The 23,960-nt window shown below is 53.9% G+C and carries 22 protein-coding genes and 2 tRNA genes; 12 read left to right on the forward strand and 12 right to left on the reverse strand.

Annotation, left to right across the window (positions count from 1 at the left end; translation table 11 throughout):
* The first annotated feature begins 28 nt into the window (after positions 1 to 28).
* The 3 genes from pheP (at position 29) to AAIG26_RS07905 (ending at position 3,468) form a co-directional block, all read left to right on the forward strand.
* The gene (gene pheP / locus AAIG26_RS07895) at positions 29 to 1,426 is read left to right on the forward strand and encodes a phenylalanine transporter (RefSeq protein WP_097407714.1); all 1,398 of its coding nucleotides are present in this window, start codon (positions 29 to 31) and stop codon (positions 1,424 to 1,426) included.
* Between the two features lie 117 nt (positions 1,427 to 1,543).
* Entirely contained in the window at positions 1,544 to 2,524 is a 981-nt protein-coding gene (locus AAIG26_RS07900) for a LacI family DNA-binding transcriptional regulator (RefSeq protein ID WP_097407716.1), read from the forward strand.
* Between the two features lie 74 nt (positions 2,525 to 2,598).
* Positions 2,599 to 3,468 carry a DMT family transporter gene (locus AAIG26_RS07905; protein WP_343180417.1) on the forward strand — a complete coding sequence of 290 codons (870 nt, stop codon included), beginning with the start codon at positions 2,599 to 2,601 and terminating at the stop codon, positions 3,466 to 3,468.
* Here the strand turns inward: AAIG26_RS07905 and AAIG26_RS07910 are convergent.
* Entirely contained in the window at positions 3,457 to 4,254 is a 798-nt protein-coding gene (locus AAIG26_RS07910; RefSeq protein ID WP_343180418.1) for a PhzF family phenazine biosynthesis protein, read from the reverse strand. The two genes, AAIG26_RS07905 and AAIG26_RS07910, sit on opposite strands and share 12 nt — an antisense overlap.
* A 66-nt stretch (positions 4,255 to 4,320) precedes the next feature.
* The gene (locus AAIG26_RS07915; protein WP_343180419.1) at positions 4,321 to 5,745 is read right to left on the reverse strand and encodes an MFS transporter; all 1,425 of its coding nucleotides are present in this window, start codon (positions 5,743 to 5,745) and stop codon (positions 4,321 to 4,323) included.
* A gap of 108 nt (positions 5,746 to 5,853) precedes the next feature.
* Between AAIG26_RS07915 and AAIG26_RS07920 the strand changes: the two genes are divergently transcribed.
* Complete coding sequence (locus AAIG26_RS07920) at positions 5,854 to 6,726, forward strand: helix-turn-helix transcriptional regulator (RefSeq protein WP_343180420.1); 873 nt, start codon at positions 5,854 to 5,856, stop codon at positions 6,724 to 6,726.
* Here the strand turns inward: AAIG26_RS07920 and AAIG26_RS07925 are convergent.
* Together AAIG26_RS07925 and AAIG26_RS07930 are read right to left on the reverse strand one after the other, a co-directional pair.
* Positions 6,723 to 7,088 (reverse strand): MmcQ/YjbR family DNA-binding protein, encoded by a 366-nt coding sequence (locus tag AAIG26_RS07925; protein ID WP_020454610.1) that lies wholly within the window; start codon positions 7,086 to 7,088, stop codon positions 6,723 to 6,725. The genes AAIG26_RS07920 and AAIG26_RS07925 overlap by 4 nt on opposite strands.
* The gene (locus tag AAIG26_RS07930; protein WP_045513910.1) at positions 7,078 to 7,668 is read right to left on the reverse strand and encodes a TetR/AcrR family transcriptional regulator; all 591 of its coding nucleotides are present in this window, start codon (positions 7,666 to 7,668) and stop codon (positions 7,078 to 7,080) included. Before AAIG26_RS07930 ends, AAIG26_RS07925 begins: the two co-directional genes overlap by 11 nt.
* Before the next feature lie 177 nt (positions 7,669 to 7,845).
* Between AAIG26_RS07930 and AAIG26_RS07935 the strand changes: the two genes are divergently transcribed.
* The gene (locus AAIG26_RS07935; RefSeq protein ID WP_170956388.1) at positions 7,846 to 8,961 is read left to right on the forward strand and encodes an MBL fold metallo-hydrolase; all 1,116 of its coding nucleotides are present in this window, start codon (positions 7,846 to 7,848) and stop codon (positions 8,959 to 8,961) included.
* A 38-nt stretch (positions 8,962 to 8,999) separates the two neighbouring features.
* Positions 9,000 to 9,341 (forward strand): RamA family antibiotic efflux transcriptional regulator, encoded by a 342-nt coding sequence (locus tag AAIG26_RS07940; RefSeq protein ID WP_045513916.1) that lies wholly within the window; start codon positions 9,000 to 9,002, stop codon positions 9,339 to 9,341.
* Between the two features lie 41 nt (positions 9,342 to 9,382).
* On the opposite strand, the gene AAIG26_RS07945 is transcribed toward AAIG26_RS07940, so the two are convergent.
* Together AAIG26_RS07945 and AAIG26_RS07950 are read right to left on the reverse strand one after the other, a co-directional pair.
* Positions 9,383 to 9,775 (reverse strand): YfeC-like transcriptional regulator, encoded by a 393-nt coding sequence (locus AAIG26_RS07945; RefSeq protein WP_020454606.1) that lies wholly within the window; start codon positions 9,773 to 9,775, stop codon positions 9,383 to 9,385.
* Position 9,776: 1 nt separating this feature from the next.
* Positions 9,777 to 10,136, reverse strand: a complete 360-nt coding sequence (locus tag AAIG26_RS07950; RefSeq protein ID WP_044489437.1) for a YfeC-like transcriptional regulator — start codon at positions 10,134 to 10,136, stop codon at positions 9,777 to 9,779.
* Between the two features lie 220 nt (positions 10,137 to 10,356).
* Between AAIG26_RS07950 and AAIG26_RS07955 the strand changes: the two genes are divergently transcribed.
* From AAIG26_RS07955 to AAIG26_RS07965, 3 genes are all read left to right on the forward strand, one after another.
* Positions 10,357 to 10,432: transfer RNA gene (locus tag AAIG26_RS07955), tRNA-Ala, on the forward strand.
* Positions 10,433 to 10,472: 40 nt separating this feature from the next.
* Positions 10,473 to 10,548 (forward strand) — tRNA-Ala (locus tag AAIG26_RS07960).
* A gap of 208 nt (positions 10,549 to 10,756) precedes the next feature.
* The gene (locus tag AAIG26_RS07965; protein ID WP_097407725.1) at positions 10,757 to 12,952 is read left to right on the forward strand and encodes an EAL domain-containing protein; all 2,196 of its coding nucleotides are present in this window, start codon (positions 10,757 to 10,759) and stop codon (positions 12,950 to 12,952) included.
* 39 nt (positions 12,953 to 12,991) lie between these two features.
* On the opposite strand, the gene AAIG26_RS07970 is transcribed toward AAIG26_RS07965, so the two are convergent.
* Positions 12,992 to 14,179: a NupC/NupG family nucleoside CNT transporter gene (locus tag AAIG26_RS07970; protein WP_020454603.1), complete on the reverse strand. Its 1,188-nt coding sequence runs from the start codon at positions 14,177 to 14,179 to the stop codon at positions 12,992 to 12,994.
* Between the two features lie 353 nt (positions 14,180 to 14,532).
* On the opposite strand from AAIG26_RS07970, the gene AAIG26_RS07975 reads away from it, so the two are divergent.
* Entirely contained in the window at positions 14,533 to 15,771 is a 1,239-nt protein-coding gene (locus tag AAIG26_RS07975; protein WP_044489435.1) for an Nramp family divalent metal transporter, read from the forward strand.
* A 41-nt stretch (positions 15,772 to 15,812) separates the two neighbouring features.
* Here the strand turns inward: AAIG26_RS07975 and ypeC are convergent, their stop codons facing one another.
* Positions 15,813 to 16,133, reverse strand: coding sequence for a DUF2502 domain-containing protein YpeC (ypeC, locus tag AAIG26_RS07980; protein ID WP_017458671.1), 321 nt, complete (start codon positions 16,131 to 16,133; stop codon positions 15,813 to 15,815).
* Between the two features lie 123 nt (positions 16,134 to 16,256).
* A complete protein-coding gene (gene mgrA / locus AAIG26_RS07985) occupies positions 16,257 to 17,255 on the reverse strand; it encodes an L-glyceraldehyde 3-phosphate reductase (RefSeq protein ID WP_045513936.1) in 999 nt (332 codons plus the stop codon).
* 172 nt (positions 17,256 to 17,427) lie between these two features.
* Here mgrA and AAIG26_RS07990 point away from each other — a divergent pair, with 172 nt between their 5' ends.
* Positions 17,428 to 19,086 (forward strand): thiamine pyrophosphate-binding protein, encoded by a 1,659-nt coding sequence (locus AAIG26_RS07990; protein WP_343180421.1) that lies wholly within the window; start codon positions 17,428 to 17,430, stop codon positions 19,084 to 19,086.
* Here the strand turns inward: AAIG26_RS07990 and AAIG26_RS07995 are convergent, their stop codons facing one another.
* Positions 19,087 to 20,322: an ion channel protein gene (locus AAIG26_RS07995; RefSeq protein WP_160269296.1), complete on the reverse strand. Its 1,236-nt coding sequence runs from the start codon at positions 20,320 to 20,322 to the stop codon at positions 19,087 to 19,089. It abuts the gene before it with no gap.
* A 179-nt stretch (positions 20,323 to 20,501) separates the two neighbouring features.
* Between AAIG26_RS07995 and glk the strand changes: the two genes are divergently transcribed.
* The gene (gene glk / locus AAIG26_RS08000; RefSeq protein WP_020454598.1) at positions 20,502 to 21,467 is read left to right on the forward strand and encodes a glucokinase; all 966 of its coding nucleotides are present in this window, start codon (positions 20,502 to 20,504) and stop codon (positions 21,465 to 21,467) included.
* Here glk and AAIG26_RS08005 read toward each other — a convergent pair.
* Positions 21,464 to 22,192, reverse strand: coding sequence for a LytTR family DNA-binding domain-containing protein (locus tag AAIG26_RS08005; protein WP_020454597.1), 729 nt, complete (start codon positions 22,190 to 22,192; stop codon positions 21,464 to 21,466). The genes glk and AAIG26_RS08005 overlap by 4 nt on opposite strands.
* Positions 22,193 to 22,204: 12 nt before the next feature.
* A complete protein-coding gene (locus AAIG26_RS08010; RefSeq protein WP_071925212.1) occupies positions 22,205 to 23,890 on the reverse strand; it encodes a sensor histidine kinase in 1,686 nt (561 codons plus the stop codon).
* Positions 23,891 to 23,960: the final 70 nt, after the last annotated feature.

Raw genomic sequence — 23,960 nt, forward strand, 5'->3', positions numbered from 1 at the left:
TTTAAATGAAACCACAAAGGGGAAGGACGTGAAAAACGCGTCACAGGCGGCGGGAAGCAGCACCGATGCCACGTCGGAAGCAGGGCCAGCACTACAACGAGGTTTAAAAAACCGTCACATTCAGCTGATTGCGCTGGGCGGCGCGATCGGCACCGGGCTTTTTCTGGGTATTGGCCCCGCGATCCAGATGGCCGGGCCTGCCGTGTTACTGGGCTACGGCATTGCCGGGGTTATCGCTTTTCTGATTATGCGCCAGCTCGGTGAAATGGTGGTTGAAGAGCCGGTGTCCGGTTCATTTTCCCATTTCGCCTACAAATACTGGGGACCGTTCGCCGGTTTCCTCTCTGGCTGGAACTACTGGGCGATGTTTGTGCTGGTGGGAATGGCGGAACTGACCGCCGCCGGTATCTACATGCAGTACTGGTTCCCGGACGTGCCGACCTGGATTTGGGCCGCCGCTTTCTTTGTCATCATCAACGCCGTCAACCTCGTCAATGTGCGCTTGTACGGCGAAACCGAGTTCTGGTTTGCGCTGATTAAAGTGCTGGCAATTATCGGCATGATTGGCTTTGGCTTGTGGATGCTGTTTACCGGCCACGGCGGTGAGCGCGCCAGCTTCGATAACCTCTGGCGCTATAACGGCTTTTTCGCCACCGGCTGGCACGGGCTTATCCTCGCGCTGGCAGTGATTATGTTCTCATTTGGCGGCCTGGAGCTGATCGGCATTACCGCCGCGGAAGCCAGCGAGCCGCACACCACCATTCCGAAAGCGGTTAACCAGGTGGTGTACCGCATTTTACTTTTCTATATCGGCTCACTGGTGGTGCTACTGGCGCTCTATCCGTGGATTGACGTCAAAGCTAACAGCAGCCCGTTTGTGATGATTTTCCACGAACTTGACAGCAATCTGGTGGCATCGGCGCTCAATTTCGTCATCCTGGTGGCGTCCCTGTCGGTGTATAACAGCGGTGTCTATTCTAATAGCCGTATGCTGTTTGGTTTGTCGGTACAGGGCAACGCGCCGGCCTTTTTGACGCGCGTCAGCCGCCGTGGTGTGCCGGTGAATTCGCTGTTTCTCTCGGGGGCTATCACCTCGCTGGTGGTGTTGGTTAACTATCTGCTGCCGCAAAAAGCCTTCGCCATGCTGATGGCGCTGGTGGTGGCGACGCTGCTGCTGAACTGGATCATGATTTCACTGGCGCACCTGAAATTCCGCGCGGCGATGCGCCGCAAAGGGCGCGATCCGCAGTTTAAAGCGCTGCTCTTTCCGGCGGGTAACTATCTGTGCATTGGCTTCATGCTGATGATCCTCGTTTTGATGTGCACGATGGACGATATGCGCCTGTCAGCGGTGTTGCTGCCGGTATGGATTGTGTTCCTGTTTGTCGCTTTCAAACTGCTGCGTCGTACGCCGAAGCGCGGGTAATTCGCGCGACTCCCTACCAGATCCGGTGGGCTGCGGCCTGCCGGACGGGTGATGATGTCTATGTCTCAACTGTGATAGCCTCGGATCTTATGGCCAATCGCAGAATATATTGTTGTTATGTCCATTCAGAAAATTGCCAGGATGGCGGGCGTTTCCGTAGCAACGGTTTCACGTGTGCTGAATAACAGCGAATCCGTGAAACCGAAAAATCGTGAACGCGTATTGCAGGCCATCAAGGCGTGCCAGTACCAACCCAACTTATTAGCCCGCCAGTTGCGCACCGCGCGCAGCTCAATGATTCTGGTGTTGGTCTCTAACATTGGTAACCCGTTTTGCGCCGAAGTGGTGAAGGGCATCGAAGAAGAGGCGGAAAAAAACGGGTACCGCATCCTGTTGTGTAACTCCGGTGCGGACATGGCGCGCTCGCGCTCAGCACTCAAATTGCTGTCGGGCAAGATTGTTGACGGCATCATCACCATGGATGCGTGTGCGAAATTGCCGGAGCTGTCCACCATGATTGGCGCCGCGCCCTGGGTGCAATGCGCCGAATACGCCGATAACGGCGACGTCTCCTGCGTGGGCATTAACGATGTCGACGCCGCCCGCTGCGTGATTGACCGCTTAGTTGAGCGCGGCTGCCAGCGCATTGCCATGATTAACCACGATCTGAGCTATAAATATGCCCGGCTGCGTGAACGCGGCTACCGGAGCGGTTTACAGGCAAAACGCCTGCGCTATGAAAATGTGGCGTACGCCCGCGATTTGAGTTTCAGCGCCGGGAAAACCGCGATGCAGCAACTGCTTAATGCGCCGCAACGCCCGGACGCGGTGTTTGCCGTTTCCGATACGCTGGCCGCCGGGGCGCTGCTGGCGATCCATGAAGCCGGGCTGACAATGCCGCAGGATATCGCGGTGGTCGGTTTCGATGGCACTGAACTGGCAGAAATGGTTACGCCGCCGCTCAGCACTATCGAGCAACCTTCACAGGCGATGGGGCGCGAAGCCGTCCGGCTGTTGCTGAACCGCATTGATAACCCGGACAGCCCGCCAGAAAGCGTAATCATGGACTGGCGTTATATTTCCCGCGCCAGCGCCTGACATTTCAGGCATGATGTGTGTAAAGATTTCGCCAGCCGTCGCGCTGGCTTTTTTATTGCTCAGGGAGCCTTGCCATGACCCGGCAACGACAAGCTGATTTATTTCTGGTTCTGACCACACTGATCGCCGCCTGCGGGTGGATTTTCTCGCGCGAAGCCATTAGCGGAATGCCGGTTTTCGCCTTTCTTGGGCTGCGCTTTTTTGGCGCGGCGCTGGTGCTGCTGCCGTTTTGCCGCGGGCAACGCATTGCGCTGGAAAAAGTGCGCCAGGTGGTGATAAGCGGCGTATGGATGGCGCTCAACCTTTGTCTGTGGATCTGGTCGGTATCGACCACGCCATCGCTGGGCGAGGGGGCATTTATCATGAGCCTGTCGATGCTGTTTGTGCCGCTGGTGGCCTGGGTGATGCTAAAAAACCGTCCGGCGCGCGCCTACTGGGAGTGTTTGCCGGTCGCCATTATTGGGTTAGCGCTGCTGAGCCTGCACATGCCCATCACGTTTCATGCCAGCCAGGGCTGGTTTTTGCTGACGGCGTTCGTGCAGTCGATCTATTTTTGCTACACCAGCCGCTGTGCCAGAGAAGTGCCGCTGCTGCCGCTCACGGCGGTACAGCTTGCAATCACCGGTATTGCCGGGCTGGTGATTTCTGCGCTGTTTGAGTCCTGGACTCAACCCTTTACCAGCACCACGGCGATGTGGCTGGCGGCGAGCATTTTAATTGCCACAAGCCTCAGGTTTGGCCTGCAGCTGCAAGGGCAAAAATATGCTGCCGTCGCCAGCGCTGCCATCATTATGGTGCTGGAACCCTTACTGACGGTGATTGCCGCTTCGATTTGGTACGGTGAGCGCTTACCGCTGCAAAAAATCCTTGGCGGCGTGTTGATCCTGCTGGCGCAGATTTGGTTCCGCTGGCGGATGATTGTGCGTCTACCGTCAAAGCCGTAACGTGCCGGCCAGCACCGTATGCGCACCGCCACCGATCAGCACGCGTCCATTTTCCCTGAGCGCCAGCGCTAAAACGCCGCCGCGCGGTGAGGCCTGGAAGGCGGTAAGCGAGCGCTTACCCAGCCGCGCCGACCAGTAGGCCGCCAGCGCACAGTGCGCAGAGCCGGTCACCGGATCTTCATTCACACCCACCCACGGGGCGAAGTAGCGCGAGACGCAATCATACTCATCCTGACCGGGCGCGGTGACTGCCACGCCGCGGCCTGGCACGGCGCGAAGCGCCGCAAAATCAGGCGTGAGTGCGTAAACTAATTGCGCATCCTCGACCACCACCAGTTGCTTCGCGCCGAACAAACCGTAACCACTCACCTGTTCATGCGCCAGTCCGAGTGCCTTGAGTAATTCCGCTGGCGCTTCGGGCTGCATGTGCGGCGTCAGTAGCGGGAAATCAAGCTCAATGCCCTGCGCTGCGGCGGTTGCCGTCAGCGGGCCGGAAAGGGTGTGAAAGGTGATGGCGTCGCCTTCGGCAAGCCGCCCGTTCTGGCGCAGAATATGTGCGGTTGCCAGCGTGCCGTGGCCGCATAAATCGACTTCGGCCTGCGGCGTAAACCAGCGCAGGTTATTGTCCGCAAGGTTTAAAAACGCGGTTTCGGATACCGCCATCTCTTCGGCTATCTGCTGCATTAATGCGGCAGATAGCCCCTGCGGTGTCATGCATACCGCTGCCGGGTTACCGGAAAAAGGACGCGTACTGAACGCGTCCACCTGGTAAATATCAAGTTCCACTACGGCGCTCCCTTTGTTAACAAGGAGATAACATTATCCCCTTTTTACGCCTGCGGATAGCGCGAATCAGGAGTTAGCCGGGCAGCGCGGCGCCAGTTGATGGCGTGCGCTCACTGCCGCTGCGGCCAGTACCAGCATCATCACCACTTCTGTTGCCAGAAAACCACTCAGCGCCGTGCTGTAGTTGCCTTGCGACTGGCCGACAAGATGCAAAAACAACCCACCGAGCACCGCCGGACCCAGGCCGAGTGTCGCTTGTTGCAACGTGCTAAGCAGGGCGCTACCTGCGCCCGCATCCTGGGTGGTGATATCGCGCATGCCGATGCGGTAAAAGCTATTTACGATCAGCGCCTGGCCATAGCCAATCAGCGCGGTAGACGGCGCGAGCGCCAGCGCACCCACCGTCCGCCCGGAAAGCTGCAGGGTAGCAATTAATGCCAGCAGGCCACTGACCTGGATTATCAGCCCGGTGAGCAAAATGGTACGCATGGTATAGCGACCAATCATTTTGGGCGCATACCAGGCAGAGACAAAATAGGCGACGCCCAGCGCGACAAAGCTGTTGCCCGACTGGTACGGCGTCATGCCCATTCCGGCTTGCAACGTGAGCGCCATACAGAACATAAAACCCGACCACGCGCTAAAGAACAGTAACGCAATCAGCAGACCGAAACGGATGCTGTGCAGCTTGAGTAAGCGTGGCGGTAGCAGCGGGATTAAACCCGCTTGCTGCTGTTTTAATGCGCTGGTGCGCATCCACCATGCCAGCGGAATCAGCGCCAGCAGCGCGGCTTTTGTTTCCCACGGCCAGTGCAGCTCCGGGCCAAGCGCCAGCGGGAACAGCAGGCAGCAGAGGATCATCGCAAGGGCGATCGTGCCTTGCCAGTCAATGCGCGTGCGCGTTTCGTTTTGCGTTTCCGGCACATAGCGGCGGCTGAGCGCCAGCACCAGAAGGCAAATGGGCACATTGATAAAAAAGGCGTTACGCCAGCCAAGACCGGCGATATCGGTTGAGACCAGCCAGCCGCCGCCCATCTGCCCGATGATAAACGCCACGCCGCCAATACCGCCGTAGAGACTGATGGCGCGCGCGTGGGCTGTGCCTTTTAGCGTGACATGCAACGTTGCGAGGATCTGCGGCACAATCAACGCCGCACCCATGCCTTGCAGTGTTCGCGCGCCAAGCAATGCGGAGACCGAATTTGCCAGCCCGCACAACAGCGAAGCGATACCAAACAGGGCAACGCCCCATAGAAACACACGCCGGCGACCGAGGTTATCCCCCAGTTTACTGCCCATCGCCAGACAGACGGCGAAAGCCACGCCGTACAGCGCGACAATCAGCGCCAGCTGTGTGGCGGTGGTGTGCAGCGACAGGGTGATGGAGTCGAGCGCGACATTGGTAATTGAGGTGTCAATCAATGGCAGCATCTGCCCGGTCAGCAGAAGGATCAGGCCTGCCCGGCCCGGAGAAACAGCAGACGTTTTCATGGGAACTCCATTGCGTCATTCATCGGATGGACGTAGCATCGCTTAACAGAAAAACGGGTACCAGTTCTTGCCTATACTGGTACTGGCACTACCATGCTGGAGATGGTTATGACGACGATGGTCGAAAAGATCCCGGAACTGACGGTGCTCGATGAGAACCGCAAACAGCTTGGTGCGTTTTTACGTGCGCGGCGGGAAAGCCTCGATCCGCAGCGGCTGGGGCTGCCGCGCAGTACGCGTCGGCGCACGCCGGGGCTGCGGCGTGAAGAGGTGGCGCTGCTGGCGGATGTGGGTGTCACCTGGTATACCTGGCTCGAACAGGGCAGGGATGTCAATCCCTCCGCTACCGTGTTGCAGGCGATTGCCGCTGCTTTGCAGTGTTCGCCAACGGAAACCCGCCATCTGTTTTTGCTGGCCGGGCTAACGCCAACGGAAGCGCTGAATACGCCGCAATGTGAAGGCATCAGTGAAGGCACCCGGCGTTTGCTGGATAGCCTGCTGCCGCAACCGGCCAGTATTCAGAAAACCAACTTTGACATTGTGGCGTGGAACGCCGGTTTTGAGCGCCTGATGGGGGTTAATTTCAGCGAAATCCCCGACGATGATCGCAACTGTATTTATCTTTATCTCACCCACCCGCAATGGCGTACCCGGCTCGGCTATGATGAGAGCGTGTTACAGACCTTTGTCGCCTATTTCCGCGCGGCCATGGCCGAGCACCGGGGCGATGCGGTGTGGGAAGCGAAGCTGGCGCGGTTTTGTGCGGCTTCTGCGGAATTTGAAGCGTTGTGGCGCAAGCATCTGGACGTGCGCGGTGTGGAAAATAAGGTAAAAATCTTTAACCATCCGCAGTTAGGCGAGTTTTCACTTCAGCAAATGTACTGGTACTCAGCACCGCGTAACGGCTCGCGGCTGCTGGTTTATCTGCCGGTGGATGAGGCCGGTGAAAAGGCGTTGAACTGGCTGGCGGAAAACGCTTAAGGGCGCAGACGTTTTTGATCTTTGCGCGGCAAGCCGTCGACCACGCGGTTCCATGATTCCTGAATCAGGAAAGCGAGCAGCGATTCGTCGATGTCATCGCCAGCGAATACCGAAATCCAGTGTTTTTTGTTCATGTGATACCCCGGCTCAATGCTGGGGTAGATCTGCTGGTTGAGCAGCGATTTTTGCGGCTCGGCTTTCATCGTCACCATCGGCCTGCCGTGCGCGGTGGTGGTCATCATAAAAATCTTCCCGCACACTTTGAACACGTCATGTTCCGGGCCAAACGGCCAGCAATGTTCGGTGAAGGGCAGTTCGAGCGCAATACGGTGCGCGCTCGCTTGCAGGGTTTTACTGTCCATTATTTTCCTCAATGGCCAGCGCACGCCACATGGCTTCGAAGCCAAGGCGCTTAAACTCGGTGATGCGAGAAGCATCCCGGCTGGCGAAAGTGATCGTGGTGTCCGCCATCGACAGGAAAATCGCATCGCCAAAAGGGGAGTATTCATCGGTCAGAAACACCGGCCGTACCGAACGATGGCATAACTCATGCAGCTCCGGAAAAATTTCCGCGACTTGCTGGCGGGTTGCGTCGGTGAGTTTGTCGCTGACAGCAATCTGGCGTACGGCGCAGTGGCCATTCGGGTGGCGGATGCCCCAGTCGATATAGCTGTTCCAGATGCATTGCGTGTGGTGTCTGGAGTCGTTGATCGAGAGATCGATATTCGCCAGCATGGTGCCGCACAGATCGCTTTTCAGATGCAGGTAAAGTGCGTTGAGCAGATCGTCTTTGGTGGCGAAGTAGCGAAACAGCGTCCCTTCCGCAACACCCGCATTGCGGGCGATTAACGCGGTGGAGGCAGCAATCCCCGACTGTGCAATGGCTTCGGTAGCCGCTTCCAGTAACGCCAGTTTTTTATCTTCACTCTTTGGACGAGCCACTACACTTTTCCTCTCACATTGTAAAAACCACGATTGAAACATGCCCTCTGTAACGCTGCAACGTCGAATGTCATAGAAAAAAAATGATCTTGACGGTTGAGTGTTGTTTTCTATAATGAGTGCTTACTCACTCATAATCAAGTTTAACCAGCGTCGTATCTACGGAATGGATCGATTTTGTCGGGTCAGGATATGAAGCGTCTCATTTTCAGCGTGGTTCTTGTTATGCTCGTTGCCTCTGCCGCAAGTTTACCTTTTGTTCTGAATGCCGGATTTGGCCAACTCCCGCAGGGCGAACAGCTTACTGAAGTCGAAAAATCACCGCATTATCGTGACGGGAAGTTTCAAAACCAGTTGCCGACTCCCGGTTTTACCGGAAAGAAAAATATGCTGGCAGCATGGTGGGATTTTCTGGTCACTAAACGCGAGAACGCGCGTCCACAGCAACCGTTACCGACGGTGAACACTGATCTGGCCAGCCTGCCGCTTGAACAGGATACGCTGGTGTGGATGGGGCATTCGTCCTGGTATTTGCAACTGGCGGGCAAGCGCATTCTGATCGATCCGATCCTGAGTAATTACGCGGCGCCATTTTCATTTCTCAATAAGGCGTTTGCCGGTAACGATCTCTGGACGGCGCAAAATATGCCGGAGATCGATCTGCTGATTATTTCGCACGATCACTATGACCACCTGGATTACGCCACTATCAAGGCGCTGATGCCGAAAATCAAAAAAGTGGTGACGCCGCTCGGTGTGGGCTCGCACCTGCGTTACTGGGGAATGGATCCGGCAATCATTCAGGAAGCGGACTGGCAGCAGAAAGTGGTGGTGAGCGACGATTTGGCTGTGCACGTTTTACCCGCGCGCCACTTTTCCGGGCGCGGTCTGAAACGTAATCAGACATTATGGGCCAGCTTTATGTTCACTACTGCCACGCAAAACGTTTATTACAGCGGCGATAGCGGCTATGGCCCGCATTTCAAAGCGATTGGTGAACAGTTTGGCGTGGTTGACCTGGCGATTATGGAAAATGGTCAGTACGACGAAGACTGGAAGTACATTCATATGATGCCGGAAGAGACTGCGCTGGCAGCGCAGGAACTTAATGCTCGCGCGGTTCTGCCGGGCCATGCGGGGCGTTTTGTGTTGGCAAAACATACCTGGGACGATCCGTACAAACGGCTGGCGGCAGCAAGCCGGGACAAAAGCTATCGCTTACTGACACCGAGGCTGGGCGAACCGGTGCTTGCGGCTGACACTGCGCAAGTTTTCCGCGCCTGGTGGGAATAAACCCGTTTATTAATCGAAGAGCAGAGGGGGATCGCAGTATGACTATTTCCGCTCAGGTTATCGACACCATCGTCGAGTGGATCGACGACAATCTCCATCAACCATTACGTATTGATGATATTGCAGCGCATGCGGGCTATTCCAAATGGCATCTGCAACGGCTTTTCTTGCACTATAAAGGGGAGAGTCTGGGGCGCTATATTCGCACGCGCAAATTATCTCTCGCTGCGCGCGATTTACGTAATACCGATCAGAAGGTTTACGACATTTGCCTGAAGTACGGTTTTGATTCGCAGCAGACGTTTACGCGCATCTTTACCCGCACCTTTAATCTGCCGCCGGGTGCGTACCGGCGGGAGAATCATCAGCATACCCATTGATGGAAAACAGATAAAAAATCGGCCTGCATAAGGCCGTTTTTTTATTCTGCCAGCGTTTTCTCAATGCCTAAACGGCTTAAAAGCCCGCTAATACCTTCGCGCGCCAGCAGCGTCGAAAGCTGTTTTTGTTCCTCTGCGGTCATATTTTGCAGTACTTTGATAATTTCATGCAGCGCGCTATTTCCGCTGGCGTAAACAGGCGCGGGTTCGGCAATAGAATAGGAAGAATTATGATGGCGCATAGAGGGCGTTTTCATAATGAAACTGCGCACCTCTTTCGTAATGTGAATCAGCCTGGCTCGACCGCCTTTTACACCGGGTAACGGTTCTGTTGTCCAACCTTGCTGGCGGATCCAACGATTTACCGTCTGTCTGGCGACGCCGAGAAACTCCGCTAATTCTTCGGTGGTCATTTTGTTAGGTAATTTCATCATATTATTTTTGATCGCGGAGCCCCAGACGTTGCAACAAGCCGGTAATGCCGTCGCGTAATAAAAGCGAAGAGAGTTGTTTTTGCTCCGCGTCTGTCATCTCTTTTGCCAGCCGGATTAATAATGCCTCGAGTGAGGTATCGCTGGCGGTAAGTGTGGCTTTTGGTTGGTCTTCAGTGCGCTGTGCGCTGCGAATAAATGCGCGGACTTGTTCATTTACATGGACCAGACGGGCTTTACCTCCTTGTACGCCGGGTTTTGGTGATGTAACCCAGCCTTCTTTGCGCACCCATTTATTGATGGTTTGTCGGCTATATCCTGTAAGGCTTGCCAACTCTTCTGGCGTCATTCGTTCCTTGAGCATGTAATTTCCCGAATTGTTGTAAGGGTAATTAATGGTTTATGTTATAGCACCATTTTAGGGGAAAATGTGACATGTTTAACTACTGGCTGCGAGGGCGTTCGCAATGTCTTTCATTTGCATGCTTTTTCAGCGATTGAATAATGCGGCGCGATTTTGCCGTTGACACCTGGCAAGGGAATTCATATTATGCCGCCCGTCAACACGACACGCTTTACGCGATGGGGCTATAGCTCAGCTGGGAGAGCGCTTGCATGGCATGCAAGAGGTCAGCGGTTCGATCCCGCTTAGCTCCACCAAATTCCGCACCCAACGGAATTGGCGCATAAGGCATATTGTGGGGCTATAGCTCAGCTGGGAGAGCGCTTGCATGGCATGCAAGAGGTCAGCGGTTCGATCCCGCTTAGCTCCACCAAAATTCAAACCCTCGCGTTTACGCGGGGGTTTTTCGTTTTATTCCGCGCTGTGTTAATTCTTTCTGCTATACATTAATAAGCAAACATCCGGTGAAGCGTCAGTAATGGCGGTTATTCGAGCCGCTGCTTACTTGATTCGCTTAATAAATAAACCTATTATCTCGGCTCTTCATTTTTTGACCAGCCCAGAGCATTTCATTAATACTGATGAAACATAATCTATACAGTGCGATAAGAAAATTCTTCCTCGCGTTAATTTTATGCCTGGTAGCTACCTCTCTTTCCCGTTTTATTTCTCCTGTTACTCTTGTTGACGCCAGTGAGGTTTATCTTGCGTGGTTGCCGTTAAGTGTAGCGCTGGCAATAATTTTTTTATTCGGACGGCACGGAATACTGCCTGTTATTATTGGTTTTGCTCTGGTAAATGAGGCTTTTTTTCATTTATCTTTTGCCGAGGCAGCAGTGCTTTTGTTTTGTCAGTTGTTTTTTGTGTTTCTGTTCTGCGGTGTGGTTCGCTGGCAACTAGGCTCCCGCTGGCGGTATAGCCTAACAAACAGAGCTAAAGACATGGGCACTCGTATCCTGTGGTTAGGTGTTATTGCTCCCATAGGTATAAAAATTTCGATGTATACTGCTGGCGTTTGGTTTAACTATCCATTTAGTTTGTCTAATTATTTTGGCCCTGCATCAGTTATTTATTCTATCATCGATATTCAAAGCCTTATTTGCTCTGCGATTATTTTTACCACCTGTGCCTATTACTTTTTACGGATGATCCTCAATCCACGGTTTGCCCGTGCATTATGGTTAAGAAGCATTGAACCGTGTTTTTCAAAAAAGAATCGTGTATTTACATTAGGTTGGATTTTTTCGCTGGTCGTTATTGTTACTATTTTATGTATTCCATATAAAAATGATTACATTGCTGGCTATTTAGTGCCTATTGTTTTTATTCTTTTCACCTTTGGCATCAGCAAGTTAAGTACAACGTTGTTGTTATTAAGCTGGGATATTGCGGCGTTTATGCTACTGGCATACAACGATAATTTCCTGCATGGCGTGCGTTCCGATTATTCCCTGGCATTTGTCATGTCCGTTTTTATCAGCTTCACCATCTGCATGCTTTATATGATGCGCGTTTTTAACCGTAGCGAGTGGTTGAAAGCGCGCTGGGAGGTGCAGGCGATGAGCGATCCCTTAACGGGTTTGCCCAATTTGCGCGCGCTTGAACAACAGATGGAACAGCAGCCAAACAGTGTGGTGTGCTGTCTGTATATGAAAAATCTGGAGTTCCTCAGCCGCCATTTTGGCCTGATGATGCGTGTTCATGTGAAACGCAGCATCACCCACGAACTTCAGCCTCTGTTACATAACGGTGAACGTTTTTTCCAGCTTCCGGGCAGCGAGTTATTGTTAATACTCAATGGGCCGGAAATATTATCGCGCTTACAACATATGCTGGATTACCTGAACAGTCGCCGTATTTACTGGAACAATACCGCCCTGGATATTGAGTTTGGCGCGTCCTGGGGGGAATTACAGGGCTCGGGCGAAGAACTGCACCACACGTTGGGCCAGTTAAGCTGGCTTTCAGAACAAGCTAGTGCGGATCATCAGGTTCTGGCTCTTACAAACAGCTTGCAAGAGGTTACCGACCAGACTACGGAGCGCGTGTTACAGCTAAACAAGGTGAAGTGTGCGTTGGATGAAAATGGCATCGTTCTCTATGGACAGCCGATTGTGAATGCCGAAGGACGCGGCTACCAGGAAGTCCTTACACGGTTGGTTGTTGATGGCGAATTTATTACGCCAGATGTTTTTATTCCCGTTATTGCCCAGTTCAACCTTGGTGCACGGTTTGATATGCAGGTTATAGAGTGCCTGCTCCAGTGGATGCAGGCGCATCCAGAGCCTGGCGATTCGGCACGTTATTCTGTGAATTTAATGCCGCTTACACTGATGCAAAAAGAGTTTGCTACACAATTTCTGGCTCTTTTCGCGCGTTATGCCGTCTCTCCGCGGCAGGTAATTATTGAGATAACGGAAGAGCAGGCCTTCTCTAATTCAGAAGCGAGTATCCAAAATATGAAGCAGTTGCGAAAAGCAGGATTCAAAATCGCGATTGATGACTTTGGCACTGGCTATGCCAACTTCGAACGTTTAAAAGGGCTTCAGGCGGATATCCTCAAAATCGATGGCTGTTTTATCCGGGATATTTTACAGGACAAGCAGGATGCGATGATCGTCAAAGCGATATGCGAACTGGCGAAGGCCAAATCGCTGACTGTTGTTGCGGAGTATGTGGAGAATGAAGCGCAGCGCGAGTTATTGCTGAATGCTGGCGTCGATTATTTGCAGGGCTATTTGCTGGGTAAACCGCAGCCGCTGGCTAAAGCTGAATAAAAAACCGGGGAAATCCCCGGTTTTTTTAGCCTATGACAATCAGATAACCAGCGCGGCGATAGCCGCAGACAGCACGCTCACCAGCGTGGAGCCGTACACCAGTTTCAGACCGAAACGGGAAACCACGTTACCTTGTTCTTCATTCAAGCCTTTGATCGCACCGGCGATAATGCCGATAGACGAGAAGTTCGCGAAGGAAACGAGGAACACGGACAGGATGCCTTCTGAACGCGGAGAGAGGTTAGCTGCGATTTTCTGCAGATCCATCATCGCCACAAATTCATTCGAAACCAGTTTGGTGGCCATGATACTGGCAACCTGCAGCGCTTCGTGAGCCGGTACGCCCAGCACCCAGGCAATCGGATAAAAAATGTAGCCCAGAATGCCCTGGAAGGAGATGCCCAGCACAGCGGCGAACAGTGCGTTCAGGCCGGAAATCAGGGCGATAAAACCAATCAGCATTGCCGCAACAATAATGGCAACTTTGAAGCCCGCCAGAATGTATTCACCCAGCATTTCAAAGAAGCTCTGGCCTTCGTGCAGCTTCGCCATTTGCAGGTTTTCTTCGCTCTCATCCACGCGGTACGGGTTGAGAATCGACAGCACAATAAAGGTACTGAACATGTTCAGCACCAGCGCCGCAACAACATATTTCGGCTGGAGCATGGTCATGTACGCACCGACGATGGACATCGAAACAGTCGACATGGCGGTCGCTGCCATGGTGTACATGCGGTTGCGGGACATTTTGCCGAGAATGTCTTTGTAAGCAATGAAGTTTTCAGACTGCCCCAGAATCAGGGAGCTAACAGCGTTAAACGACTCCAGTTTGCCCATGCCGTTCACTTTGGACAGCACCGTACCGATGGCGCGGATAATGATCGGCAGCACACGAATGTGTTGCAGAATGCCAATCAGAGCAGAAATGAAGACAATCGGGCACAGCACTTTCAGGAAGAAGAACGCCAGACCTTCATCATTCATTTTACCGAAGACGAAGTTAGTACCTTCGTTGGCGAAACCGAGCAGTTTTTCGAACATCTCGGAGAAGCCTTTTACGAAGCCGAGGCCAATATCAGAGTTCAGGAAGAACCAGGCCAGTAAAACTTCAATCACCAGCAGTTGAATAACAAAACGAATGCGGATCTTCTTGCGATCGCTGCTTACGAGCAGGGCAAGCAGCGCCACAACAGCAAGCGCCAGGACAAAGTGCAAAACGCGGGACATATTTGCTCCAAATATGAGACGGGTAGGAATTTCGTGCACATTCTATGTAACAAGACAAAAGAAAACGAGATCAAACACACACTATATTAATGACCTGTGACCAGACTCAAAATTAGTGATCCAACATACATTTCTGTTATGTTAAGTAAAAGCGTGAAAAGTTGCGTCATACTGCTAGACTCTTAACATAACGCTGCGGCAAATGCTGTTGTCGCCGTCACCATCCTTGACATTCAACCCTTCTATTGTTTCTGGCTATCAGAGAAATCAGGTAAACCCATTTAAATGAACTTGATAATCATTCTCATTTTGGTAGCATAAAACATAGCAAAGGCTATATTTAGGGGCAATAAATGAACAGTAGTCGCGTTGAGAATAGTAATGGGCGTGCAGCGCGCAAATTACGGTTTGCCTTAATGGGACCGGCGTTTATTGCTGCTATCGGTTATATCGACCCGGGCAACTTCGCCACCAATATTCAGGCGGGCGCCAGTTTTGGCTACCAACTGCTGTGGGTGGTGGTCTGGGCCAATATTATGGCGATGTTGATCCAGCTGCTTTCCGCCAAACTGGGGATTGCCACCGGGAAGAACCTCGCAGAGCAGATCCGCGATCACTATCCGCGCCCGCTGGTATGGTTCTACTGGGTGCAGGCGGAAATTATCGCCATGGCAACCGATCTGGCGGAGTTTATCGGTGCCGCCATCGGGTTTAAGCTCATCCTCGGCGTTTCGTTACTGCAAGGTGCGGTGCTTACTGGCGTGGCGACATTCTTGATTTTGATGTTACAGCGGCGGGGGCAAAAACCGCTGGAGAAAGTGATAGGCGGCCTGCTGCTGTTTGTCGCTGCGGCTTATATTGTTGAGCTGGTTTTTTCTCAGCCGAAACTGGCCCAGCTGGCGCAAGGCATTGTGATCCCGAGTTTGCCGGGTAGTGAAGCCGTGTTCCTCGCAGCTGGCGTACTGGGCGCGACTATTATGCCGCATGTCATTTATCTGCACTCGTCTCTGACGCAGCATCTGCACCAGGGCACTCAGCGCGAGCGTTATTCCGCCACCAAATGGGATGTGGGTATCGCCATGACTATCGCCGGATTTGTAAACCTGGCGATGATGGCGACAGCGGCAGCGGCGTTCCATTTTAACGGTCATACCGGTGTTGCCGATCTCGACCAGGCTTACCTGACGCTTGAGCCGTTATTAAGCCATGCCGCAGCGACCATTTTTGGTCTTAGCCTGGTAGCGGCGGGGCTCTCTTCAACGGTCGTGGGGACGCTGGCCGGGCAGGTGGTGATGCAGGGGTTTGTGCGTTTTCATATACCTCTGTGGGTGCGGCGCACCATCACCATGATGCCGTCGTTTATTGTTATCTGGCTGGGGCTGGATCCGACGAGGATCCTTGTCATGAGCCAGGTGCTGCTGAGTTTCGGCATCGCGCTGGCGCTGGTGCCACTGCTGATTTTCACCAGTAACCACAAATTAATGGGCGAGTTAGTCAATACGCCAATGGTTAAACGGGTTGGCTGGGTGATTGTGGTGCTGGTGGTCAGTTTGAATGGCTGGCTGTTAATCGGCAGTGCGGCAGGTCTGTAAATAGCATGAGAAAAAGGAGCGCTCGCGCTCCTTTTTTTGAATTAGTGGTGATGTCCCCGGCCATGGCCACGATGATCGTCGCGGTCGCGCCAGCCTTCACGGTAACCGCGTTCATACGCGTTCTGTTTGTCCCAGCCGCGATGCCAGCCGCGATCATGTTTATACCAGCGGTTGCCGCGCCACTCATAGTTGCGGCCCCAGTAGTCACGGTCGCGCCAGCGGCCGCCGTCCCAGTAGTTACCGTAATTATCGCGATCGCCAATTTGTAATTTCACAGATGGCAACAGGGTGATTTCGCCAGCATTTGCGACCAGCGGCGCAGAAGCCATTAACACAGCTGCCAGAATCAGTGACCTGAACATACTCTTCTCCTTCACGATCGGGCCGAAACGGCCTGTTACAACAATATTACGGGGCGGCTAAACCCCGTATTATTGGCGGAACTCCTAAATCATGAATGGCAGCATTTTTTGCTAAATTTGCGGTTATTTTGCGCCACTGAGAATGGCGTCGATCTCATCGCTTTCAGTCGTGGTGAAATGGCGGTTTGCCAGCATGCCGACCGCATCGTCAAGCTGGCTGGCTTTACTGGCACCAATCAGCACCGAAGTGACGCGATCGTTACGCAGCACCCAGGCCAGCGCCATCTGCGATAACTTCTGTCCGCGCCGTTCCGCCACTGCATTCAGCGCACGAACGGTCGCGAGCTTTTCATCGGTAATCTGCTCCGGATTGAGAAAACGGCTGCCGCTGGCGGCGCGGGAATCGGGGGGAATGCCGTGCAGATAACGGTCGGTTAGTTGCCCGCCAGCCAGCGGTGAGAACGCAATACTGCCGACGCCTTTTTCCTGCAATACATCGAGCAATTCGGCTTCGACCCAGCGTTCAAAAAGTGAGTATTTCGGCTGATGGATAAGACACGGTGTTCCGAGATCATTAAGGATATCGATAGCTTCGCGCGACTGCGCTGCCGGGTAGTTGGAAAGCCCGACGTACAGGGCTTTGCCCTGGCGCACAATATGATCCAGTGCGCGCATGGTTTCTTGCAGCGGCGTCTCGGGATCCGGGCGATGGTGGTAGAAGATATCAACATACTCCAGCCCCATGCGGCGCAGGCTCTGGTCAAGACTGGCAATCAGATATTTACGTGACCCCCAGTCGCCGTAAGGCCCGTCCCACATGGTATAACCGGCTTTACTTGAGATAATCAGTTCATCACGATAGGGCAGGAAATCCTCCTGCAAAATCCGGCCGAAATTGCGCTCTGCGGAGCCCGGCGGCGGCCCGTAGTTATTGGCCAGATCAAAATGGGTAATACCCAGATCAAAGGCATGCCGCAACAACTGGCGGCTATTTTCCAGCAAAGTGGTATCACCGAAGTTGTGCCACAACCCAAGCGAAATTGCCGGCAGCTTTAACCCGCTCTCGCCGCAGCGATGGTAGTGCATCTTTTCATAGCGTGCGGGATCGGCCAGATAAACCATGCAGTTACTCCTTTTTATTAGCGTAGCGTTAGTGTATGCGTTTACATTCACTGAGCTTACACCGCCAGGTACCGTAAAGCTTGCTTTCCACTTTCTCTCTGACGCGTATCCTGGACTCTCATCACAGTTCTCCAATACTCAGGTAAGTGTCAGTATTTGGAGACGTAGCGCAATGCAAAACGATTATTCAGTTGCCGACTACCTACTGGACAGGCTTGCTGGCTGCGGTATTCATCATCTTTTCGGCGTACCGGGCGACTACAATCTGCAGTTTCTTGATCACGTTATCCAGCATCCGGCGGTGCTTTGGGTGGGCTGTGCTAATGAACTGAATGCCGCTTATGCTGCTGATGGTTACGGGCGTTGTCAGGGAGCGGGCGCGCTGCTAACCACCTTTGGCGTGGGGGAGTTAAGTGCGATTAATGGTGTCGCGGGCAGCTTTGCGGAATATGTGCCGGTGTTGCAGATCGTGGGGGCACCCTGTCGCAGCGTACAGCAACGTGGTGAACTTTTGCACCACACGCTGGGTGACGGTGATTTCAGCCATTTCTGGCGCATGTATGAACCTATCAGCGCTGCGCAGGCGGTGTTAACGGCAGAAAACGCCTGCTATGAAATTGACCGTGTGATCCGCACGATGCTCAGTGAATCTCGCCCCGGTTACCTGATGTTGCCCGCCGATGTGGCAAAAATGGCGGCAACGCCGCCTGTAAACGTTATCACTCCCGCACCGCTTCAGCCTAATGAAGGGCGTCTGGACAGCTTTCGCCGACGTGTACAGGCGATGCTCAGCGAAAGCCCGCGAGTTGCGCTACTGGCGGATTTTCTCGCTCACCGCTTTGGTGTACAGAAAATGTTGCAGTGCTGGATGAAGGATGCACCCATTCCGCACGCCACGTTGTTAATGGGCAAGGGCTTGTTTGATGAAACGCAGCCTGGGTTTGTCGGCACGTACAGCGGTGCCGCCAGCCCGCCGCAGGTGCGGGAGGCGATCGAGCGTGCCGATGCGGTAATGTGTGTCGGCGTGCGTTTTACGGACACCATCACCGCCGGGTTTACCCAGCAGTTACCTGTGGAGCGCACGATTGATATCCAGCCCTTTGCGGCGCGGGTAGGAGAAGAGTGGTTCAGCGGGATTACGATGCAGGAGGCGGTAAATATCCTGATTTCGGTTTGTCGCAATAACCCACGCTGCGTGCTCGATCCTGTTGCCGTGCCCTCCGCTAATTCGCCGCATCACTCCGGCATTTTAAATCAGCATACATTCTGGCAAACACTGCAGGCTTTTATTCGCCCCGGTGATATTTTACTGGCCGATCAGGGAACCGCAGCTTTTGGCGCGGCGTCTCTGCGTCTGCCAGCCGGGGTTGAAATGCTGACGCAGCCGCTGTGGGGATCGATAGGTTATTGTCTGCCCGCCGCGTTCGGCGCACAAACCGCCTGCCCGCAGCGGCGGGTCATTTTGCTTAGCGGCGACGGTGCGGCGCAGCTCACCATACAGGAGCTGGGGTCCATGCTGCGTGACGGGCAACGGCCGATCATTTTATTGCTCAATAATGACGGTTACACGGTGGAGCGGGCGATCCACGGTGCGCATCAGCGTTATAACGATATTGCACGCTGGAACTGGACACATATTCCGCATGCGCTCAGCCATGACTGCCAGGCCGAATGCTGGCGTGTTAGTGAAACGGTGCAACTGGTGGAAGCACTGGAAGCCGCTTCACATCACCACCGGCTTGCGCTGATTGAAGTGATGTTGCCGCAAGCCGATTTGCCGGATCTGCTGCGTGATGTCACCCATGCGCTGGAAACGCGTAACAGTGAGTAGTTACTTACTGCGCCGGGGGACAATCATCATCGGTTTTCCGGCCAGCACTAACCAGGCGGGCAGGATCACGATACACAGCAACGGTAGCAAGGTGGTATCCGGCACGACAACGGCCGCCAGGAACAGGCTCAGCCAGCCGTCGCGTGTTACAACCAATACCAGCCCTAATACGGCACAGGAAACGGTGACCGCAGCCGGAACGGCGTCGACATGTTCATGCAGCATTAAGCCTAATGCCACGCCGACAAACACCGCCGGAAAAATACGCCCACCGCGAAAACCGCAGGCTGCAGCGATCACCAGCGCGGCGAGCTTCACCAGGGCAAACAACAGGTAATCGGTAACGGTATAGGTATGGGCAAATGCAAGCTGCTGCATCTCATCCAGCCCCTTAAATAAGGTAACGTGGCCGCCAGCCATGCCCAGAAGGCCAAGCAGGAAGCCGCCAATCCCCAACGTCATCACCGGGTTGTTCAGGCGATGCATTAAGTGATGCAGACGCGGTAAACACCAAACAGCCACCATTCCCAGCGCAATGGCGAACAGCGTCACGACCGCACCGCTAAAAATATCAACGATATGCATCTGCGGATAATGGGGAATGGGCAGCGTGAAATGCGGTGGCGAAAAGAGGCTGGTGGTTAGCGCGCCTGCTGCAGCAGCCATCAACGGGGCGAACAGGCGATCCCACAGCGGCACGTCTTCACTGGCTTTCAGGGTTTGCGAGAAGATAAGCGCCGCCGCCACAGGCGTGCCAAACAGTGCGCCGAGCGTGCCGGCGGAGGCAAGGATTGTCCAGTCCAGCGGCGCAACGCGCGGGAAAATGCGCGCGCCAAGTGCAACGGCAAGGGCGATATTCAGCACCATCACCGGTTGTTCCGGGCCAAGACTTACGCCGCCCGCCAGACCGAGGATCATTGCCAGCGTCAGCCCCGGCAGCGCGTTGACCGCAACCGGCGAACCAATCAGCGGCACCGTCGCCGGATCCGGCCCGCCATGACCGGTGCTGAAACGGATAACCAGGCCTACAGCAACGCCGGTGAGTGTCAAAACAATCAGTATCCACCAGGGGGAATCAGGTGAGATGCCGAGCCGCCACGGTATGCCGCTCCACAACACGGTTTGCAGCAGGGCGGCGATTTTCATCACCAGCGCTAATATCAGACCCGACGCGACACCAATAGTGAGCGCAGGCAGCGCCAGTAACAGCAGCGTTCTCGCACGCGGATGGAGCATCTTTTTATCCTTGCAACGAAGCCTGGTCACTCAGGATGCAACCGGGCTGAAACCTTTAAGGTAATCTGTGACGAAGATCGATAATCCTGGGGCACTCATGATATGGTCGTTGTCGTTACAGCGCCTTGAATTTACAGTGTGCCAAAGATTTATTCTGACTTTAGCGGAGCCGTAAAAGAATGACAAAGTATGCTTTAGTGGGAGACGTGGGTGGCACGAACGCGCGCTTAGCGTTGTGTGATGTCGATAGCGGTGACATCTCCCGGGCCAAAACCTACTCCGGCCTCGATTATCCAAGCCTGGAAGACGTGGTGCGTGTTTATCTGAAAGAGCACGACGTCACGGTTGAAGACGGCTGTATTGCCATCGCCTGCCCGATCACCGGTGACTGGGTGGCAATGACCAACCACACCTGGGCGTTTTCGATTGCCGAAATGAAGAAAAACCTCGGTTTCGCTCATCTGGAAATCATTAACGATTTCACTGCCGTATCAATGGCGATCCCGATGCTTAAAGCGGAACACTTGATTCAGTTTGGTGGTTCCGCGCCGGTTGAAGGTAAACCGATCGCCGTTTACGGCGCAGGCACCGGGCTTGGCGTTTCGCATCTGGTGCATGTGGATAAACGCTGGGTGAGCCTGCCGGGCGAAGGCGGCCATGTCGATTTCGCGCCAAACAGCGAAGAAGAGGGGATTATCCTCGAAGAGTTACGTGCGGAAATCGGCCACGTTTCCGCTGAACGCGTGCTCTCCGGTCCCGGTCTCGTTAACCTCTACCGCGCGATCGTCAAATCAGATGGTCGCTTGCCGGAAAATCTGCAACCGAAAGATGTGACTGAACGCGCGCTGGAAGACAGCTGCATTGACTGCCGTCGCGCGTTGTCACTGTTTTGCGTCATTATGGGGCGTTTTGGCGGCAACCTGGCGCTCAATCTCGGCACTTTCGGCGGCGTTTACATTGCCGGTGGTATTGTGCCGCGCTTCCTCGATTTCTTTACCGCTTCCGGTTTTCGCGGTGGTTTCGAGGACAAAGGGCGCTTTAAATCCTACGTCCAGGATATCCCGGTATTTCTGATCGTGCATGATAACCCGGGGCTGTTGGGCTCTGGCGCTCATCTGCGCCAGACGCTGGGTTACGTGCTTTAAAGATTCATTAACTGACGAAACTCTTTAACTTTGCTGCGGCTGACGGGCACCTGAAACTCCAGGTCCCGCAGCCGCAAAATATAGGTATTGTTAAACCAGGGTTCGATCTCACGGATTTTATCCAGATTCACGCAGTAAGAGCGGTGGCAGCGAAAGAAGTGCGCCGCCGGCAGTTTGCTGCAAAACTCAGTGATGTTCATCGGCATCACGTAAGATTCCCGCTTCGTATAGACGAACGTCATCTTCTCATGCGCTTCCGCATAATAGATATCATGAATACTGGTGACGATAATGCGCTCGTCTTTCACCAGATTAATGGTTGCGTTTTCCCGTGGCTGCGGGCTGGCAACCGGGCCAGATTGTTGCTGCCAGGCTGTTTCCAGTTTTTGCAGCATGCTGATGATGCGCGACTCCTGGTACGGTTTCAGAATGTAGTCGAACGCTTCCAGTTCAAAAGCCTCCACCGCATGCTCTTTCCAGGCAGTGATAAAGACGATAAACGGCTTATGGGCAAACTGACTGATATTCTGTGCCAGCAATACGCCATCCAGAGAGGGGATATTAATATCGAGAAAAATGGCGTCGACTTTGTTGTGCTGTAAATATTTCAGCACGTCGAGACCATCGTCGAAAGTGCCGACAATTTCCATCTGGCTATGCGCTTTTATAAGCCAGCTCAGCTCCTGTTGCGCCAGGATCTCATCTTCAACAATGATGACTTTCATACAGCTCTCCTGTTAAGGCAACAATGCAGCGGGAGACGGTTGGCGCTGCACAAAAAACGCGATCTCCGTGCCCGGCGTTAAACGGCGGATATGCAGCCCTTCGCCGTACAGCAGCTTCACGCGCTGATGCACGTTCAGCAGGCCAATTTTGTTGCCGGGCATCTCATCGGCTTCAACGCGGGCAATCATCTGCGGATCGATACCGTTGCCCGTATCGCGCACTGCGATACGCACGCGGTTGCCACACTCTTCCACACTGATGGTGACCACGCCTTTGCCTTTACACGGTTGAATGCCATGCACAATCGCGTTTTCAACCAATGGCTGGATCAGCAGGCTCGGGATCACACAACTGACCTCTTCATCGATGTCATAAATCACCGTCAACTTGTCGCCAAAACGGGCCTGCTCAATGGCGATATAGTCTTTGATTTGATAGAGCTCTTTTTTGATATCAATGAGCTCATCATCTTTTAATTCAATGTTATAGCGCAGGTAACGCGACAAATTGAAAATGAGCTGCCGGGCGGTGTCCGGATTCAGGCGAATCGACGACGAGATAGCATTCAGGGCGTTAAACAGGAAATGCGGGTTGATCTTACTTTGCAACGCGCGCAGTTCCGCTTTGTTCGCCATCTCCCGCAGCTGTTCGGCGCGGGAAACTTCCAGTTGTGTTGAGATAATCTGTGATAAGCCAACGGCCATATCCTGTAATGAGGAGGTGATCTGGTGCGCATGGCAGTAATAGATCTTCAGCGTGCCGGTCACGATGCCCTGTTCACGCAGCGGGATCACCAGCATCGAGTGGATCTCCGGCGTGCGGTGGGCTTCATCATTGTTTTTAATGATAATTTCGCCGGTGTTCATCGCCTGGCGAGTGGTTGGGCTGATAATATCGTCGCTGTCGCGGTAATTATTTTCCCCCACGCCAACGTAAGCCAGCACGTGATCGGTATTGGTGATAGCTACGGCATCGGCTTTGATATCCCGGCGAATAATGTCACACACTTTGCGCAGGGACTCGCTATTCACATTGCGGAACAGCGGCAGTGTTTTATTGGCAATATCCAGCGCCAGCTTCGCCTGACGACCGGCAATCGCCTCTTTTTCCCCTTCCACGCTTTGCACCAGCAGTACAATAAAGCCGATGCAGACGCTGCCGAGGATCATCGGCACCCCAATTTTGGACACAATATCGAGGCCAAGCGCGGTAGTCGGTGCCCACAGCACCACCAGCGTCATGGTCAGGCTTTCGCAAATCATGCCGCCGATGATGCCCACGCGCCAGTGCTGCGCTTTGGGCACTTTGCGGTTAATCATCCCGGACATCACGCCGGCAATAATGCTGGTGATAAAGCAGGGGATCGCCGTCACGCCGCCAATATCAATCAGATAGCGGTGCACCCCGGCAATCACGCCGGTGATAATGCCGACCCACGGGCCGAACAAAATCCCGCCGGACATCACCGCGATAATACGCACGTTAACCAGCGAACCTTCCACCGGCACGCCGGACCAGGTACTGAACAGGGCAAACATCGAGAAGATGGCCGTCACGCCCAGCAGCTCTTTTGGCGAGTGCGCCGTTTTATGCAGCAGTTCGCGGAACAAGCGGATGCGGATCAAGAAAAACAGGCAGATCAGCATGAGCGCCGCTCGGTCAAAGACGGCCAGCAGCATGTCGAATATTTCGTGCACGGGGGACTCATATGAATAGCGTCAAAAAGCTATGATAAAAAACCGCGGCCCAGATGACCAGCCGCAGTAT

The sequence above is a fragment of the Kosakonia sp. PSU_27 genome (assembly GCF_039409795.1).
Lineage (GTDB): Bacteria > Pseudomonadota > Gammaproteobacteria > Enterobacterales > Enterobacteriaceae > Kosakonia.